General features: G+C 68.1%; 16 protein-coding genes and 1 tRNA gene. 2 read left to right on the top strand and 15 right to left on the bottom strand.

The window, feature by feature from the left end; genetic code table 11:
* Window positions 1–26: 26 nt before the first annotated feature.
* The 3 genes from VJ976_RS00275 to VJ976_RS00285 all read right to left on the bottom strand — a co-directional run bounded on the left by VJ976_RS00275 (window position 27) and on the right by VJ976_RS00285 (window position 2663).
* The gene (locus tag VJ976_RS00275) at window positions 27–683 is read right to left on the bottom strand and encodes a 3-oxoacid CoA-transferase subunit B (RefSeq protein WP_324097766.1); all 657 of its coding nucleotides are present in this window, start codon (window positions 681–683) and stop codon (window positions 27–29) included.
* Window positions 680–1354 carry a 3-oxoacid CoA-transferase subunit A gene (locus tag VJ976_RS00280; RefSeq protein WP_324097768.1) on the bottom strand — a complete coding sequence of 225 codons (675 nt, stop codon included), beginning with the start codon at window positions 1352–1354 and terminating at the stop codon, window positions 680–682. Before VJ976_RS00280 ends, VJ976_RS00275 begins: the two co-directional genes overlap by 4 nt.
* Window positions 1355–1472: 118 nt before the next feature.
* Entirely contained in the window at window positions 1473–2663 is a 1191-nt protein-coding gene (locus VJ976_RS00285) for a thiolase family protein (protein WP_324097770.1), read from the bottom strand.
* Window positions 2664–2746: 83 nt separating this feature from the next.
* Between VJ976_RS00285 and VJ976_RS00290 the strand changes: the two genes are divergently transcribed.
* The gene (locus tag VJ976_RS00290) at window positions 2747–3625 is read left to right on the top strand and encodes a LysR family transcriptional regulator (RefSeq protein ID WP_324097772.1); all 879 of its coding nucleotides are present in this window, start codon (window positions 2747–2749) and stop codon (window positions 3623–3625) included.
* Window positions 3626–3648: 23 nt separating this feature from the next.
* Here the strand turns inward: VJ976_RS00290 and pcaC are convergent, their stop codons facing one another.
* The 11 genes from pcaC to VJ976_RS00350 all read right to left on the bottom strand — a co-directional run bounded on the left by pcaC (window position 3649) and on the right by VJ976_RS00350 (window position 14409).
* A complete protein-coding gene (pcaC, locus tag VJ976_RS12650; protein WP_414693549.1) occupies window positions 3649–4839 on the bottom strand; it encodes a 4-carboxymuconolactone decarboxylase in 1191 nt (396 codons plus the stop codon).
* A complete protein-coding gene (locus tag VJ976_RS00305; RefSeq protein WP_324097774.1) occupies window positions 4836–6041 on the bottom strand; it encodes a lyase family protein in 1206 nt (401 codons plus the stop codon). The genes pcaC and VJ976_RS00305 overlap by 4 nt, the downstream gene beginning before the upstream one ends.
* Window positions 6038–6595, bottom strand: coding sequence for a protocatechuate 3,4-dioxygenase subunit alpha (gene pcaG, locus VJ976_RS00310; RefSeq protein ID WP_324097776.1), 558 nt, complete (start codon window positions 6593–6595; stop codon window positions 6038–6040). Before pcaG ends, VJ976_RS00305 begins: the two co-directional genes overlap by 4 nt.
* Complete coding sequence (pcaH, locus tag VJ976_RS00315) at window positions 6592–7362, bottom strand: protocatechuate 3,4-dioxygenase subunit beta (protein ID WP_324097778.1); 771 nt, start codon at window positions 7360–7362, stop codon at window positions 6592–6594. Before pcaH ends, pcaG begins: the two co-directional genes overlap by 4 nt.
* Entirely contained in the window at window positions 7359–9173 is a 1815-nt protein-coding gene (locus VJ976_RS00320) for a bifunctional sugar phosphate isomerase/epimerase/4-hydroxyphenylpyruvate dioxygenase family protein (protein ID WP_324097780.1), read from the bottom strand. The genes pcaH and VJ976_RS00320 overlap by 4 nt, the downstream gene beginning before the upstream one ends.
* A complete protein-coding gene (gene aroQ, locus VJ976_RS00325; protein WP_324097782.1) occupies window positions 9173–9616 on the bottom strand; it encodes a type II 3-dehydroquinate dehydratase in 444 nt (147 codons plus the stop codon). The genes VJ976_RS00320 and aroQ overlap by 1 nt, the downstream gene beginning before the upstream one ends.
* A 5-nt stretch (window positions 9617–9621) precedes the next feature.
* Window positions 9622–10470: a shikimate dehydrogenase gene (locus VJ976_RS00330; RefSeq protein WP_324097784.1), complete on the bottom strand. Its 849-nt coding sequence runs from the start codon at window positions 10468–10470 to the stop codon at window positions 9622–9624.
* Window positions 10467–11474 (bottom strand): phosphotriesterase-related protein, encoded by a 1008-nt coding sequence (locus VJ976_RS00335; protein WP_324097786.1) that lies wholly within the window; start codon window positions 11472–11474, stop codon window positions 10467–10469. The genes VJ976_RS00330 and VJ976_RS00335 overlap by 4 nt, the downstream gene beginning before the upstream one ends.
* Window positions 11471–12478, bottom strand: a complete 1008-nt coding sequence (locus VJ976_RS00340) for a DctP family TRAP transporter solute-binding subunit (protein ID WP_324097788.1) — start codon at window positions 12476–12478, stop codon at window positions 11471–11473. The genes VJ976_RS00335 and VJ976_RS00340 overlap by 4 nt, the downstream gene beginning before the upstream one ends.
* 63 nt (window positions 12479–12541) lie before the next feature.
* Window positions 12542–13816, bottom strand: a complete 1275-nt coding sequence (locus VJ976_RS00345; RefSeq protein ID WP_324097790.1) for a TRAP transporter large permease — start codon at window positions 13814–13816, stop codon at window positions 12542–12544.
* Complete coding sequence (locus VJ976_RS00350) at window positions 13813–14409, bottom strand: TRAP transporter small permease (RefSeq protein WP_324097792.1); 597 nt, start codon at window positions 14407–14409, stop codon at window positions 13813–13815. Before VJ976_RS00350 ends, VJ976_RS00345 begins: the two co-directional genes overlap by 4 nt.
* Window positions 14410–14559: 150 nt before the next feature.
* On the opposite strand from VJ976_RS00350, the gene VJ976_RS00355 reads away from it, so the two are divergent.
* Window positions 14560–15567 (top strand): LacI family DNA-binding transcriptional regulator, encoded by a 1008-nt coding sequence (locus VJ976_RS00355; protein WP_324097794.1) that lies wholly within the window; start codon window positions 14560–14562, stop codon window positions 15565–15567.
* Between the two features lie 164 nt (window positions 15568–15731).
* Here the strand turns inward: VJ976_RS00355 and VJ976_RS00360 are convergent.
* Window positions 15732–15804, bottom strand: a tRNA-Asn gene (locus VJ976_RS00360).
* Window positions 15805–15811: the final 7 nt, after the last annotated feature.

Here is a 15811-nt window from a genome sequence, read left to right on the forward strand (position 1 = left end):
CAGCTCTGACAGCGCATGACCGGCCGTCAGAGCCACGCGATCTCGTCGAGCCGCTTCCGGATCTCTTCCGAAGTGGTGCCCGTGGCCTCGCGGACTCGCACGCCGTCGGGCGTGATGTCGAACGTGCCGAGGTCGGTGTAGACCCGGCTGACGCAGCCCACCCCGGTCAGCGGGTGGGTGCACTCGGGCACGAGCTTGGGTCGTCCCTGCTTGTCGAACAGCGACATCATCACCCAGACCTGCTTCGCCCCGATCGCCAGGTCCATGGCGCCACCCACCGCCGGGATGGCGTCAGCGTCCGCGGTGTGCCAGTTGGCGAGATCCCCGCCGGCCGAGACCTCGAAGGCACCCAGGACGCACACATCGAGATGGCCTCCGCGCATCATCGCGAAGGAGTCCGCCTGGTGGAAGTATGCCGCTCCGGGCAGCTCGGTCACCGGCTGCTTCCCGGCATTGATGAGGTCGGCGTCGACCTCGTCCTCGCTCGCCGCGGGACCCATGTTGAGCATGCCGTTCTCCGTATGCAGGACCACACCGGCTCCGTCGGGAAGGTGGTCGGCGACGAGCGTGGGCTGACCGATGCCGAGGTTGACGTAGGCGCCGTGCGGGTGTTCGCCGGCGATGTCGTGGGCGACAGTGGCTGCAATCTCGTCCTTGCTGCGAGCCTGGTCGGAACTGCTCATCCGTCGACCTCCCCGATCGGCACAATCCGGTCAACGTAGATGCTCGGCGTGACGACCGCCTCGGGGTCGAGCTCGCCCGTCTCCACGAGGCGGTGGACCTGAACCGCGACGGTGGCCGCGGCGGTGGCCATCACCGGACCGAAGTTCCGAGCCGTCTTGTAGTAGACAAGGTTGCCCATGCGGTCGGCGACATGTGCCTTGATGAGCGCGAGGTCGCCGTGGATCGGATACTCCAGCACGTACGTCTGTCCGCCAATCTCGCGGGTCTCCTTGCCCTCGGCTAGCGGGGTGCCATGTGCTGTCGGCGAGAAAAAGGCGCCGATGCCGGCTCCGGCGGCACGCATCCGTTCCGCCAGGTTGCCTTGCGGCACGACTTCCAGCTCGACCTCGCCGGCACGGTAGAGGCCGTCGAAAACCCAAGAGTCGGTCTGCCGGGGGAACGAACACACCACCTTTCGCACCCGCCCGGCGGCAAGAAGAGCCGCCAGACCCGTGTCGCCGTTGCCCGCGTTGTTAGAGACCACAGTCAGGTCGCCTGCCCCCTGTCGGATCAGGGCGTCGATCAGATCGGTCGGCATGCCCGCCATCCCGAACCCACCCACCAGGACAGTCGCTCCGTCCTGAGTGGCTGCCACCGCCTCATCGGCCGAGCCCAGCACCTGCGCGCTCATGGGTGCACCTCTCTTTCCGGAGGGGGCAACGGCGCTACCGTCGACGAGGACGCCACCACCATCTGCACCTCGATGCAGGCGCTGTGGACCGCGTAGCCTGACATTGACCTCGTCGGTCTCATGTCGTCGCCTCTGGGTTCTCAAGCACCATCGCCAGGGCCTGCCCCACCCCGATGCAGATCGCTGCGACTCCCCATCGGCCTCCGCTCGCACGCAGGCGGGCCGCCAGGGTGGCGAGAATGCGGGCACCCGAGGCTCCGAGGGGGTGCCCGATGGCGATGGCGCCGCCTTTGGCGTTCACGACCGAGGGGTCGACGTGCCACGCATCCACACACGCCAGCGACTGGGCCGCGAAAGCCTCGTTGAGCTCGACCGCACTCACGTCGGCCCAGCTCACGCCGGCCCGCGACAACGCGGCTTGAGCCGCTTCAACCGGTGCGACCCCGAAGTCGCGCGGGTCTCGGGCGTGCGCACCACGGCCCGCGATTCGGGCGAGCGGAGTCAGGCCGTGTCGCTCCGCCGCCGCGCCGCTCCCGATCAACAATGCGGCGGCACCGTCGCTGAGCGGGCTGGCGTTACCTGCAGTGATGGTGCCATCGGTGCGGAACGCGGGACTCAGCTCGGCGAGCTTGTCTGCTGTCGAACCGTCCCGGATGCTCTCATCGCGAACGAGATCCACTCCCTCCACCGGCACGACGAGCTCGTCGTAGAAGCCGTCTGCCCACGCCCGGGCGGCACGCTGATGCGAGCGGGCGGCGAACTCATCCTGCCGCTCACGGGAGATCCCCAGGCGCTCGGCCAGCTGCTCGTTGCACTCGCCCAGCGAGACGGTCCACTCGGCCGGCATGCGCTCGTTCACGAGGCGCCACCCCAGGGAGGTGGAAACCGCGGTGGCATGCCCGGCGGGGAAGGCCCGATCCGGCTTGGGCAGCACCCATGGCGCCCTGGTCATCGACTCGACCCCGCCGGCGACCACGATCTCGGCATCACCGCATTCCACGGCGCGGGAAGCCGAGCCGGCCGCCTCAAGAGAGGAACCACAGAGCCGGTTGACCGTCGTGGCCGGCACCGACGTGGGCAGACCGGCCAACAGAACCGCCATACGTCCGACGTTGCGGTTGTCCTCCCCCGCTTGGTTGGCGCATCCCCACACCACGTCGTCGATACACGCAGGGTCAAGGTCCGGTGCGCGATCGAGCACGCCTCGCAACGCGGCGGTGGCCAGATCATCAGGACGCGTACCAGCTATCGCCCCGCCGAAGCGGCCGAAGGCGGTGCGCACGCTGGCCAGAAGATAGCTCTCGGTCACGTTTCGACCGTAGCTGTGAGTGTTTGATCAGGTCCAATAGTCAATATATCTCTATTGATAAGCCATCTGCATAGACTGGGGCCATGGAACTGCGCCATCTAACCTCGTTCCTCGTGCTGTGCGAGGAACGACACTTCGGCCGGGCGGCCCAGCACCTCCACATCGCGCAGCCCGCCCTCTCCCAGCAGCTGAAGCAGCTCGAGCGAGCCGTCGGAACCCGGCTCGTGGACCGCTCGACCCGCCGGATGGAGCTCACCGAGGCGGGCCTGCTGCTTCGCGCTCGGGCCACGGAGATCCTCGCGGACGTCGAGCGCACCACCACCGACCTCTCGCTCCTGGCCCGGGGTCGAGCCGGGAGAGTCCGACTCGGATTCGTCGGGACCGCGACCTACGACGTCCTTCCCCGAGTTGCTCGGCGACTGAGAGAGGAGCTCCCCGACCTCGAGCTCGAGCTGCACGGCGAGCTCCTCGGTCCCGAGCTGCTCGATCGGCTCCGCAGCGGAGACCTCGACATAGCGGTTCTGCGCCTCGCGGGCCCGGCGAGCGACGGCCTGCAGGTCACGCCGTTGCGGACCGAGCCACTTGTCGCCGTGCTGCCGGCACACCACCGGCTGGCCGGCAACGACGCCGTCGACCTCGCCGACTTGGCTGACGAGGTGCTGATCACCCATCCCTCGGGTCGGCGGTCGGTCATGCAGCCCTTGGTGCTGGGTGCCTGCCGCGGGGCCGGGTTCGAGCCGCGGGTGCTCGAGGTAGGCGAGACGGGGACGCTGGTGGTCTTCGTGGCCGCAGGCCTGGGCGTAGGCCTGGTGCCCGAGCCGGTGAGGGCACTTCGGCTGGACGGCGTGGCCTACGTGGCCCTGCGCGACCCGGTGGCGGTCCAGCTGGCCCTCGCCCACGCGTACGACACAGGAGCAGTCGTCCGCACCGTGGCTGCGGTGGTTCAGGCCACGATGACCTGACCGACGTGGCTCGGTGGAGCCCATCACGACTCGCCGAGCCCGTCCAAGGCCTTCTGGGCGGTGTGGAACGCGGTGTTGGCGTCCGGAACACCGCAGTAGATGGCTGTCTGCAGCAACAGCTCCTTGATCTCCTCCACCGTGACGCCGTTGGTCCGGGCAGCCCGGATGTGCATGGCCAGCTCTTCCTGGTGTCCACGGGCCACAAGCGCCGTGAGCGTGATCAACGACCTCGAGCGACGGTCGAGGCCTGGCCGGGTCCAGATCCCTCCCCAGGCATACTCGGTGATGAACTCTTGAAAGTCGCGGGTCAGATCGGTGGCCGCGGCGGTGGCCCGGTCGACGTGCGCGTCGCCGAGCACCTCGCGTCTTACCGCCATGCCAGCGGCGCGGGCCCCGTCCCGGGTCGACGTCTCACCCGGCCCCTCGGTGGCGTGGCCCAGCGCGTGCTCCCGGACGAGGCGACCGACCTCGGCCGGCGCCTCGACGGGGGCGAGGTGCCCCACCCCGCGGAGCACCACGAGCCGGCCGCGGGCCACCCCCTCAGCGACCTCAGCCAGCGAAGAGGTCGGAGTCGACCTGTCGCGGTCGCCAGCGACGGCCAGGACGGAGACCTCCACCTCCGTCAACCGGGCCCGCAGGTCGAATCGGGCCAACGCGTCACACACCGCGGCATAACCCTCGTCGTCGGTGTCGGCGAGTGCATGCAACAACGCGGAGGCACGCTCGGGTTCTCGTTCCAGGAAACCGGGGGCGAACCACCGCCCGGCCGATTCGGCCACCAGGGAGGGCGTCCCCGCGGAGCGCACCTGCGATGCTCGCTCGGCCCACAGGTCAGGGGAGCCGATCCTCGCCCCGGAGCAGAGCACGGTCGCACTGGCCAGCTGGTCAGGTGCGTCGAGCGCCAGCTGCAGCCCCACCGCTCCCCCGACGGAGTCGCCAGCGTAGTGGAAGCGTGTCGACCCCCCTCCTTCACGCAGCTCATCAACGACCGCGAGCACATCTGCGGCGAGGGTCTCGATGCTCACGGGCTCACGAGTGGAGGACAGGCGGTTGTGGCCGTGGCCCGGCAGGTCCCACGAAACGACGTGGAAGTGCTGGGCAAGACCGTGGGCCGCGGCTGACCACAGGGCGGTGGCGGAGGTCCCCAATGCAGGGCCGAGCACCAGGAGCGGCTGATCGGGGCGGCCCCCGAGACGAACGGCAGTGACGGTCACCGGATCTCCTCCTGCTTCGCGATGGCAGCTCGGTAGGTGCGGGCCCGCTCGAGCGCCTCCGCGACGAGCTCATGAGCGAGGCCTTCGTACGTCGAGCGCTGATCGCGTCCGGCCAGATCGGCGATCGTGCGCTGCTCGGCCCTGACCTCCGCCTCGACATCGGCCAACCGACCGGCGGCCCGGTCGGTGTCGATCACGAGCCCCCGGACCAGGTCGGTGGCCTGGGATGCGGCGACCGCGGTCTGTCTCAGCAGCTGCGCCAGTGGCCACCACTCGGTGTGCCACGCGCCATCAGCGCGCTCGTCAACCTGCTCTGCTGCCGCTGAGTGAAGGGCGGCGGCGAGGTGAGGGGCGAGAATGGCGGCGCGGCGCACGAGGAGCGCGAGGGTTGGGTTGGCCTTGTGCGGCATGGACGACGAGCCACCGGCTGAACCGTCTCGCATCTCCCGGACCTCGGCTCGACCGAGAACCAGGACGTCATTGGCCACGCGGCCCCACGCCTGCGTCGCGGTGGCTGCGGCGTCGCCGAGCCGAGTCATGGTCGTGCGCCGTGTGTGCCACGGGGCAGAGCTCTCCAGTCCGAGCAGCTGCGCCAAGTCCGCTTGCAGCTCGAGGGCGGTGCCGCGTCCGGCGAGCTCGACGATGGCGGCGAGCGTCCCCGCTGCACCGCCGAGCTGAAGGGGCCACCGCAGCTCAGCGAGCTGCTGGTCGGCATCGAGTAGGCCGTGCAACCAGCCGGCGATCTTCAGGCCGACGGTCGAGGGTGCCGCTGGCTGTGTCAGCGTGCGGGCCAGCATCGGATCACGGTCGTGGCGCTCGGCCAACCCCGCGAGAATGTCGACCTGCACCCGGACTTCTGCCCGTATCACCGACACCGCCTCACGAGCGCTCAACACCAAGGCGGTGTCCACAACGTCCTGGCTGGTCAAGCCTCGGTGGACCCAGTCGGAGGCCGGGCCCCCGGTACCCGCGCGCAGCCTGCGCACCAAGGGGACCACAGGATTGCCCTCAGCCTCGGCCTCGACGGCCAGCTGCTCCTCATCGACCGCAACGGAGGCCAGATCGACGGCGGCAGGCGCGACACCACGGTGAGCCAGCGCCGTCACCCACGCTTGCTCGACCGCGATCATCGCCTGGAGGAACGCGGCGTCCGACATCAGCTCACCTGCGCGGTGGTCCCCGGGCCAGTATGTGGTGCTCACGCCGAAGAGTGTCCTGGATAGGTCAGGAACACGGTCTCCGCCTCGCCCTGCAGCCTGATGTCGAAGCGGAGCCCGAGATCGTCCTCGGCGCACACCAGCGTCTCGGCCCGATCCCCCGCCGCGTCCAGCACCTCGGTCGTGGGCGCATCAGGGAGGGGGAGGTAGGCACGGGTGAACAGCCGGTTGAGCAGACCGCGGGCGAACACCGTGACGGCGAAATAAGGTCGTCCCTCGTCGACCTGTCCAGGACGCACAGTGGTGAACGTGTAGCGTCCCGTGCGGTCCGTGCTGGCGCGACCCCACCCGGTGAAGACGTGGCCGTCCCGACGCAGCGAACCCGGGCGTTGAAGCACCCTGCCGTCGGCGTCGGCCTGCCAGATCTCGACCAAGGCGTCGGGGACTCCGCACCCCGCGCCGTCGAAAACGGTGCCGTGGAGAACGACGCCGCCGGGCGTCCCTGGGGCGAGGAGGTGACGGTCGCCCGGATAGGGCAGGGCGTCATGGAAGAAGGGGCCGACGGTCTGCCCCGGGGTCGCTGGCAGTCTCGCGGTCATGGGCCAGCCACCTCCTCCGCCCCGATCGGCGTTCGATGGGTGCCGGTCAACACGATGTCCCAGCGGTAGCCGGTGGCCCACTCGGGCCGAGTGATGTCGTGGTCGTAGTCGGCGACCAGCCGGCGGCGAGCGTGGGGATCCACGATGGCCTGGTAGATCGGGTCGAGGGCGAAGAGGGGGTCGCCCGGGAAGTACATCTGGGTGACCATCCGCTGGGTGAACTCGGTTCCGAACAGTGAGAAGTGAATGTGGGCCGGCCGCCACGCGTTGTGGTGGTTGCGCCACGGGTAGGGGCCCGGCTTGATCGTGGTGAAGGAGTAGCGTCCGTCACCGTCGGTCAGACAACGCCCCACCCCGGTGAAGTTCGGGTCCAGTGGGGCGGGGTGCTGGTCGCGCCGGTGGACGTACCGTCCTCCCGCGTTGGCCTGCCAGATCTCGACCAGCTGGTGTCGTACCGGACGTCCGTCGCCGTCGCGCACCAGGCCGGTGACCACCACCCGCTCGCCGATGGGCTCACCCCCCCTCTGGATCGTCAGGTCGGCCTCCAGTGGGTCCACGTCGCGCTCGCTGAAACAGGGTGCCCACAGGTCCACGCCCTCAGGATCCACCTGGACGGGATCCTTGGTGGGGTGGCGCAACACACTGGACCGGTAGGGCGGGTACTCAAGTCGCGGCTGCGTCTCCTCGACGCCGCGGTGCTCGTAGTCCTCACCGATGCAGTCGATCTCTTCAGAAATGGCCGCCTGAGACTCCGGCGCCTCGCTCACGACCGAACCCTTTGGCGCCGGGGTGATCGGCCTTGGCGCGCCTGGGCGGCCAGCCTGACGGGAGCGTTGACAGCTCCATAGCCGTCGTAGCCGGCGCGCCGCTCCACCACCTCGAAGAACAGTCCTCCGACCGTGGGCGTGTAGAAGTGCCGAAAGATGCCGTGGTCGTCCCGGTCGTACAGCAGATGGTGCTGGCGGAGCTCTGCCAGCTCCGTCTCCGGGAGTCCGAGGCGCGCTCGCAGATCGTCGTAGTAGTTGTCCGGGATCTCGAGGAAGGCCAGCCCGTTCGCCCGGGCTGCGGCCGCGACCGAGACGATGTCATCGCACGCTAGCGCCACGTGCTCGGCGTAGGAGTCCGTCTCGCCAGGCGCCACGTTCATCGGGATCCGCACGGAACCGTCGTCGCTCCGCATCACCTGGCTACGCACGAGCCCCTCGGGTCCGGCGAGCTGGGTGGCCGTGGGGGCTGCCAGCCCGAGCAGGCTGGTGAAGAACAGCACTGCCCCGTCATGCTGAGACCAGCCATGGATGAGGTTGACGTGGTCGACATGGGAGAACGTGCGCCGATGGTCCGCGTGACCGTGCTCGAACTCGGCACTCCACGCCGGTTCACCGGTGGCGTTGTTGACGAAGATCTCCATCCCGCTGGGCTCCTCGAAACCGACAAGCCGTTGTTCGCCCTCCTGGGTGCGCCGCGGAGCGCGGCGAATCCCCAAGGCATGGGCTCGCGCTGCGGCAACGACAGTGTCGGGGACCTGGACCCCGACACCGGCCAGGACGGGTGTCTGCTCGCGGGCGTGTTGCTCGTTGAGGACGATCCGCACCTCTCCAGAAGACCAGAGCCGCACCGCCTTCGTCCGGTGCTGACCACGGAAGGCAAGTCCGAGCTGGTCCAGCACCGTCTCGACCGCGCTGGTGTCCTCGGCCTTCACCTCCACAAAGTCGAACCCGGTCGGCTGGTGTACCTCAGGGATCCTGGTCAGCGCCGGAGCCCGCGACGCTCGGGCCGACTGGTCCTCCAGCCACACCAGCGACCGCAAGGCATGCTCCGCGGTACCGCACGGGTCGGCCCGTCGGAAGATGTCATTGAAGACCTCCAGGGACAGGGGACCGTCGTATCCCGTGGCCATCAGGTGCCCGACGAAACTGACCAGGTCGAAATCGCCCTCGCCGGGGAAGAGCCGGTGGTGGCGGCTCCAGCTCAGCACGTCCATCGAGAGCCTCGGTGCGTCCGCCAGCTGAACGAAGAAGACCTTCTCCCCGGGGATCGACTCGATGAACGAGGGGTCGTGTCCGCGCGAGAGGATATGGAAGCTGTCGAGGCAGGTGCCGACCGCGGGATGATCAGCCATCTCGACGATGCGCCACGCTCGTCGGTAGTCGTCGACGTAGCGGCCCCAGGCCAGCGCCTCGAAGGCGACACGCACGTCGTAGGACGCGGCAAGGTCGCCGAGCTGCCGCAGCTGTCCGGAGGACACCTCATCCGAGTCGAGGGTGGCTGTCGCGACGTTGCTGCAGACGAGAAGGGTGTCGATCCCGAGCCGGCGCATGACGTGGAACCGCTGCTCGGCGCGGCGGAGGTTCTCGCTCAGAAGCTCTGAGGTGACGCCCTCGAAGTCACGGAAAGGCTGGTAGAGGTCGAGGGTCAGCCCGAGACGCACGGCACGGGCGCGGATCTCCTCGGGGCTCAGCTCGCTCACCACGAGGTCCGGCTCGAAGATCTCAATGCCGTCGAACCCAGCCACCGCGGCCGCAGACATCTTCTCCTCGAGGCTGCCCGACAGGCACACCGTGGCTATAGAGTGCCGCATCACTGCTCCTTCGTTCGTTGCAGACCCCGGATCGCCAGGTCGTAGCCCAGAGCGCCGAACCCGGCCACGACACCGAGCGCCACTCCGGACAGGTATGAGTGGTGGCGGAAGGTCTCACGTGCGTGTGGGTTGCTCAGGTGGACCTCGACCGTCGGAACCTCGGCGCCGCGCACAGCGTCCCGGAGAGCGATCGAGGTATGCGTGTAGGCGCCCGCGTTCAGCACCAGGCCGAGGCTGTCGCCGGCCGCGACGGACTCGCCACACTCATGGACCCAGCTGATGAGCTCACCCTCGCTGTTGGACTGCCGGAAACACATCTGGAGTCCCAAGTCGTCGGTGACCGCACGACACCGCGCCTCGAGATCGGCCAGGGTGTCGTGACCGTACACCGCGGGTTCGCGCCGCCCGAGCAGATTGAGGTTGGGCCCGTTGAAGACATGCACGCATCTCACTGGCCCTCACCTACCAGCTCGGCGAAGTGGCGGTGCGCGCGAGCCGGGTCGGGGGCACGACCGGTGATCAGGCGGATGCTCTCTATCGCCTGGCCCACGGCCATGGCCCCACCGTCGAGGGTGGGGAGGCCACGTGCGCGTGCCCGTCGGAGGAGCTCGGTCTCCAGCGGGCGGTAGACGACCTCAGCCACCCAGGCACCCTCAGGCAACCGGCCGACGTCGATCGCAATCCCGGGATGTTCCTTCATACCGGTCGGCGTGACGTGGACGACTCCGGCAGCCCTGTCGACCCAGCGTTCGAGGTCCTTTTCGGAGCTGCGCAGCCGCGGGCAATCCTGCCCGAACCGGGCGACGAGTTCGCGTGTCGCGTCCTCGGAGATGTCGTGCACCACCACGTCTTCGATACCGAGGTCGACCAGGGCACAGGCGGTGGCCCGTCCGGCGCCACCGGCGCCCAGCTGCAACACCGGTTGCTCGCGACGTCCGTCCAGGAACTGCTCCAAAGCCACCTTGAACCCGGCGTAGTCGGTGTTGTGCGCCGTACGCTCCTGCCCGAGCAGGACGAGGTTGGTCGCCCCGATACGTCGTACCGCATCACTGACGTGGTGAACGTGCTCCAGGACCGCTTGCTTGAAGGGGTGAGTGACGTTGACCGCCGAGTACCCCTCCTGCTCCAGGTGGGACAGCTCAGCTCCGAGGTCGGCATCCGGACGGTGGCTGAGGTCGAGAATCTCGTAGTCGTAGTCGAGACCGAGGGCCTCCGCCTCGCGCACGTGCACCGCCGGCGTCAGGGAGGACTCGATGCCGTACCCGAGCAACCCGACCCGGTAGGAGCCTGCGCTCACGCTGCGTCCGTCCGCAGTACCGGTGCCAGGAGGCGGGCTGGGTTCTCGATCATCATCGTGTCGAGGTCGCTTTGCCGCGCGCCACCGGCGAGGAGGCGCGGCACGACTCGCCGGCTGAGGTGGTCCGGGCTCCAGTGCGGAGTGTGCTCGGAGCGCCACGACGGCGGGGTGACGCGACTGAAGACGGCACTGTCGTGGGACAGCACCATCTGGGTGGCGAAGCCCCGGGCCAACAGGGCGAGAACGATGTCGACACGGGTGTCGTCGTCGCCGGTGTGCGCCATGCCGAAGCGATCCATGCCCACCGTGACGCCGAGGTCCAACAGGGCGAGGAGATAGTCCACATCCTCGGAGTCGCCGCTGTGGCCGATGACCAGGTGGTCCGGGCAGACACCTCGTTCGAGGAGGTAGACCCCCTGCTCCAGGCCGTTACGACGATGTGGGTTGCTGTGGGTCACCACAGGCACCCCGGTATCGACGTGCACCGTGGCCGCCGCGTCCATCACCCGCGAGACGTCGGGGGTGATGCCTGGGTCGTCTGTGACCACCTTCAGCACGCCGGCGCGCACCGACCCCTCTCCGATACCCTCCACCACGTCCTTGCGGAACATCTCCTCCAAGGGATCGGGGCCACCCACCAACCGACCCGGTCCGTGGGTTCGGAAATATGGTGGTAGCACCGAGTCCGTGTACCACCCGGTGGCCGCCACCACGTTGACCCTCACCTGTGACGCGACGCGTCCAACCAGCTCGGTGTCGCGCCCCAGGCCCGGAACCGTCAGGTCGACCACAGTCCTCACGCCCAGCCTCCACAGCTCCTCCAGTCGGGCGATGGCCTCCCCGACCACCCGGTCTGCGTCCCACTCAGGATGCGGATAGTCGTGGTCGAGCTCCGGGCTGAGCACGAAAAGGTGCTCGTGGGTCAGCGTCCAACCCAGATCCCGCGCCGCCACCGGCCCGTGGTAGGTGGCCACGGCACCCGGGGCAGCCACAGCCGGCGTCATTCCTGGGAGTCCCTGATCGACTCGTAGACCGTCAGCGAGTCACCGTCGAGGTTTTCACGGAACCACGAGTCGGTCTTGTCGGCGAAGGCCTCGGTGTCGACGTCGTCGACGATCTCGATCGAGCCCTCCGACTCCCAGCCCTCGAGGATTTCGGTCTCGGCCTCCTCCACGCATCCCGGCATCTGCGACACCGCCTCGTCGACGGCCTCGGTGACGGCGGACTTCTGCTCGTCGGTCAGGTCATCGTAGGCGGGGCTGGCCACGATGAGGTTCGAGTTCTGCTGGTGACTCGACATGGAGATGTAGTCCTGCACCTCGGTCAGGTTGCTGGCCTCGATGTTCACGATGGGGTTCTCCTGCCCGTCGACGACCCCTTGCTGCAGAGACAGGTAGAGCTCCTCGTAGGCCACCTCTGTGGCTCGGGCACCGAGGGCATCGGCATTGAGAAGGAACTGCGGGGAGCCGGGGAACCGCATGCGCAGGCCTTGGAGGTCGTCCGGGGTACGGATCGGGTCGTTGGCAGTGAACTGCCGAGCACCGGCCGACCATGCGCCAAGGATCGACACGTCCGAGGCCGACTTGAAGTCCTGTTTCAGCTGGTCCGCGGAGCTGCCGGAGAAATAGGACTCGAGCGCCTCCGCGTCGTCGAACGCGTAGGCCGCGTCGACCACCCCCACGGGGTCGTAGACCGACGCAAGCGCACTCGCGCCCTGGATGTCGATGTCGACGTCACCCGACTGGACCGACGCGATCCGGTCGGCGTCTCCGCCGAGCTGGCTGGCCGGGTAGATGGCCACCGTCAGTCCGACCCCGGCATCCTCAACGCCCTGCTTGATCACCTCCGCCCCGCAGGTGTGCTGCGGTTGGTCCTTGGTGTAGCTGTGGGCCAGCGTCAGCTCGGAGCTGTCACCGCCACCCGACGAGCCGGACTCGTCCTCACCACAGGCGGTCAGTCCGAGAGGAGTGGCCAGGACCGCGGCGACAGCGAGGGTTCGGTTGCGCATCATGGGAGTGTTCCTTCCTGGCGTGACAGGCACGCCAACGGGGTGGCAAGGGGATGGGGGTCGTCAAAGCCCCAGCTGGTTCGGCAGCCAGGTCACGAACTCGGGAACGAAGATGATCAACAGACAGACGAGAACCAAGGGGACGAGGAAGGGCAACGAGCCCTTGAACACCTCTCCGACTGGTACGTCCATCACCGAGCTGAGGACGTAGAGCACCGTGCCGACAGGAGGGGTCAGTAGCCCGATCATCAGCGACAGAATCATCAGCACACCAAGGACGATGGGGTCGACCTCCAGCCGCATCGCGATGGGCATGAGGATCGGCACGACCAGCACGAGGACCGCGGTGGCGTCGACCACCGTTCCCAGAACGAGCATCAGCAGGGCCACGAGCAGCAGAAAGACGGTGGCGTTCTCGGTGAAGCCCAGCACCAGCTCGGACAGCTCCTGGGGAACCCGCTCGCGCGAGAGCACGTACCCCAGGATTGACGCCGAGGAGACGATGAGCATGATTGCTGCCGTCGTCATGACCGCCTCTGCGAAGACCCCGGGCAGGTCCCGCAGCTTCAACGTGCGGTAGGCGAAGCCCAGCACGAGCATGTAGAAGGCGCCCACGGCAGCCGCCTCGGTGGGGGTGAACAGCCCGCCGAGGATGCCACCGAGGATGATCACCGGCGCCAGCAAGGGCGCGGCCACGCGCTTGCTCGTCTCGGCCAGCTTCGACCAGGAGAACCCGGTGTGCACGATCTCTGGCTGGCGCCGAACCCAGAAGAAGACGACGACGCAGAGGCCCAGGGCCATCAGGAGGGCAGGGGCCACCGAAGCAGCGAACAGAGCACCGGTGGAGACGGCGGCCAAGCCCGCGTAGATGACCGCCGGGATGCTGGGTGGCATGACCGGTGCGATGAGGGCCGAGGAGCCCACCACACCCAGGCCGAAGGTGCGTTCGTAGCCGTTGCGTATCATCGCCGGAATCTCGACCTTGCTGAGGGCAGCTGCGTCCGCGACCGCGGAACCGCTCATCCACGAGAAGCCCAGGCTCACTCCCACTGTGACGTACCCCAGACCGCCGCGGACGCGTCCGAACAGGGCGAGCGCGAAGTCGAACAACCGGTCGGCGATGCCGGCGCGGTTGGCCATCACTCCGAGCAGGACGAAAAGGGGTACTGCGAGTAGCGGGAAGCTCGCGGTGGAGTTCGTGACCAGTCGCATCGCCAGACCGAGTGAGGCTCCAGTGAGCACCAGATAGGCCAGAGCCGGCCCGAGGAACGCGAACGCGACGGGCACGCGCAGCAGCAGCAGTGCCCCGATGGTGACCAAGAGCAGCACAACGGTCATGAGGCCGTACCCTCCTCGCGCGAACCGCTCGCCTGCAGGCTCGCCTCGCTGGAGTCGTCCCTATCCTCGCTGGAGTCGTCCTTATCAGGGACACCGTGCATGGCGACCTGGACCGCCGCGGCGCTCGCGCGCACCGCCGTGCTGACGAACCCCAGAAGCGGCAGAGCGTAGACGTACTGCATGGGTAGGCCCAGCGAAGGGGTGGTCAAATTGCCTGACTCCTGCATGAGCGACCAACACGCGAGCGCGAACCCGGCCCCTGTGGCGGCGACCACGACCAGCGCAAAGACGTGTACAGCGCGGACGAGCAGCTCAGGACGCAGCTCGTCGACCAACTCCAGCGCGATATGGCCGTCGCGGGTGACCAGCACCCCGGCGGCTGTAAAGGTGAGCCATACGAGTCCGTATCGCGCAAGCTCCCCCGTCCACGTCCAACCATCGAAGGGCAAGTAGCGCTGGCCGGCCTGGAGCAGCACCAGCACGAAGATCATCGCCGCCGCCAAGCCGGCGATGAGCACCTCGACCTTCGTGACAACGCGAACGGCCGTCCGTAGGTGGCCTAATTGCGGCTGTGTCGACTCGTGCGTCGTCACGGCGATCCTCTCCGTCGAGGGTGGGGCTCCTGTGGCGTGAGTCACAAGGTTGGTCGACTCTAGAAACACCCTGGAAATGTGCGCAACTGGTTGCCAAAGTTGCCACAACTGTGGCTTGCTTGACCGGTGCGACTACCCACGATCTACGATGTGGCGCGCCGGGCCGCCGTGGCACCCTCGACGGTCTCGAGGGCCTTCGGCCGACCTGAGCGCGTCGGCCGGGCGACCCGGGAGCGTGTCCTCGTAGCCGCCGACGAACTTGGGTACGTGCCCAACCCTCATGCCCGGGCCTTGCAGACAGGTCGCCACAAGACCGTGGCGATGGTGATCTCCGACATCGCGAACCCGCGCTTCTTCGAGCTGGTCAGGGGCGCCGAGCAACGCGCCAAGGCCGCCGAGAACACGTTGGTGATCGTCAACGCGGAGGAGTCGCCCACGATCGAACGAGATCAGGTTCACGTTCTGACCCGATCGGTCGATGGCTTCATCCTGGCGGCGAGTCGACTGCCCGACCACGACCTTCGCAACCTGGCAAGCAAGCACCACGTGGTCTTGGTCGACCGGGAACTGGATCCGCTACCCAGCGTGGCCATGGACACCGGCTTGGGGTGTCGGCAGATCCTGGAGCATCTCGTGTCCCTCGGGCACGAGGGATTCACCTACTGCGCGGGACCGCCTCAGTCCTGGATGGGTGCAGCGAGGTGGGCCTGGCTCAGCAGGGGCGCGGAAGAGCACGGACTGGTCGCTCGACGCATCGGCCCCTACACACCTGCCGTCGCGAACGGGGCCAACGCGGCCGACAGCGCACTGCGTGATCGCCCTACGGCGCTCTTGGCGCACAACGACATGCTCGCCATCGGGATCATGCGGCGACTGTCGGCTCGCGGCCTCCGAGTACCCGAGGACGTGACCGTGATCGGCTTCGACGACATCTTCGCCGCCGAGCTCGTGACGCCCCAGCTGACCACGCTCCAGGGTCCGGACGCCCGCGCGGGTCGGCTGTCGATCGAGCTCCTCCTCGAGCTGCTCCAGTCGTCCCCGACCAGTCAGCCCCGCGAGGGGGAGGACCCAGCACACCAGCTGCGGCTGCCGACGCATCTCGTCGTGCGCGAGTCGTCGGGACCCGCGCACCAGGCCAGCGACGAGTGGAGCCACTGAGCCGGCCATGTGGGTCGTCCCCCATCGGGCCGTCGAACCGTCCTGGCCGGTAGCCGGAGCGGACTTGCCGGTGTTCTGCGACCCGACTCTGCACCGCCCTTCACCAGTTGAGACCTCAGAAGGCCCCTGTCCGGATGTGTCCCGTGCAGAGGCCCTCCCGCCTGCTCCCCCGATTGGACTCGAACCAACAACCCTTCGATTAACAGTCGAATGCTCTGCCAATTGAGCTACAGGGGAAGGAGTG

It is taken from the genome of Ornithinimicrobium sp., from assembly GCF_035267225.1.
Lineage (GTDB): Bacteria > Actinomycetota > Actinomycetes > Actinomycetales > Dermatophilaceae > Ornithinicoccus.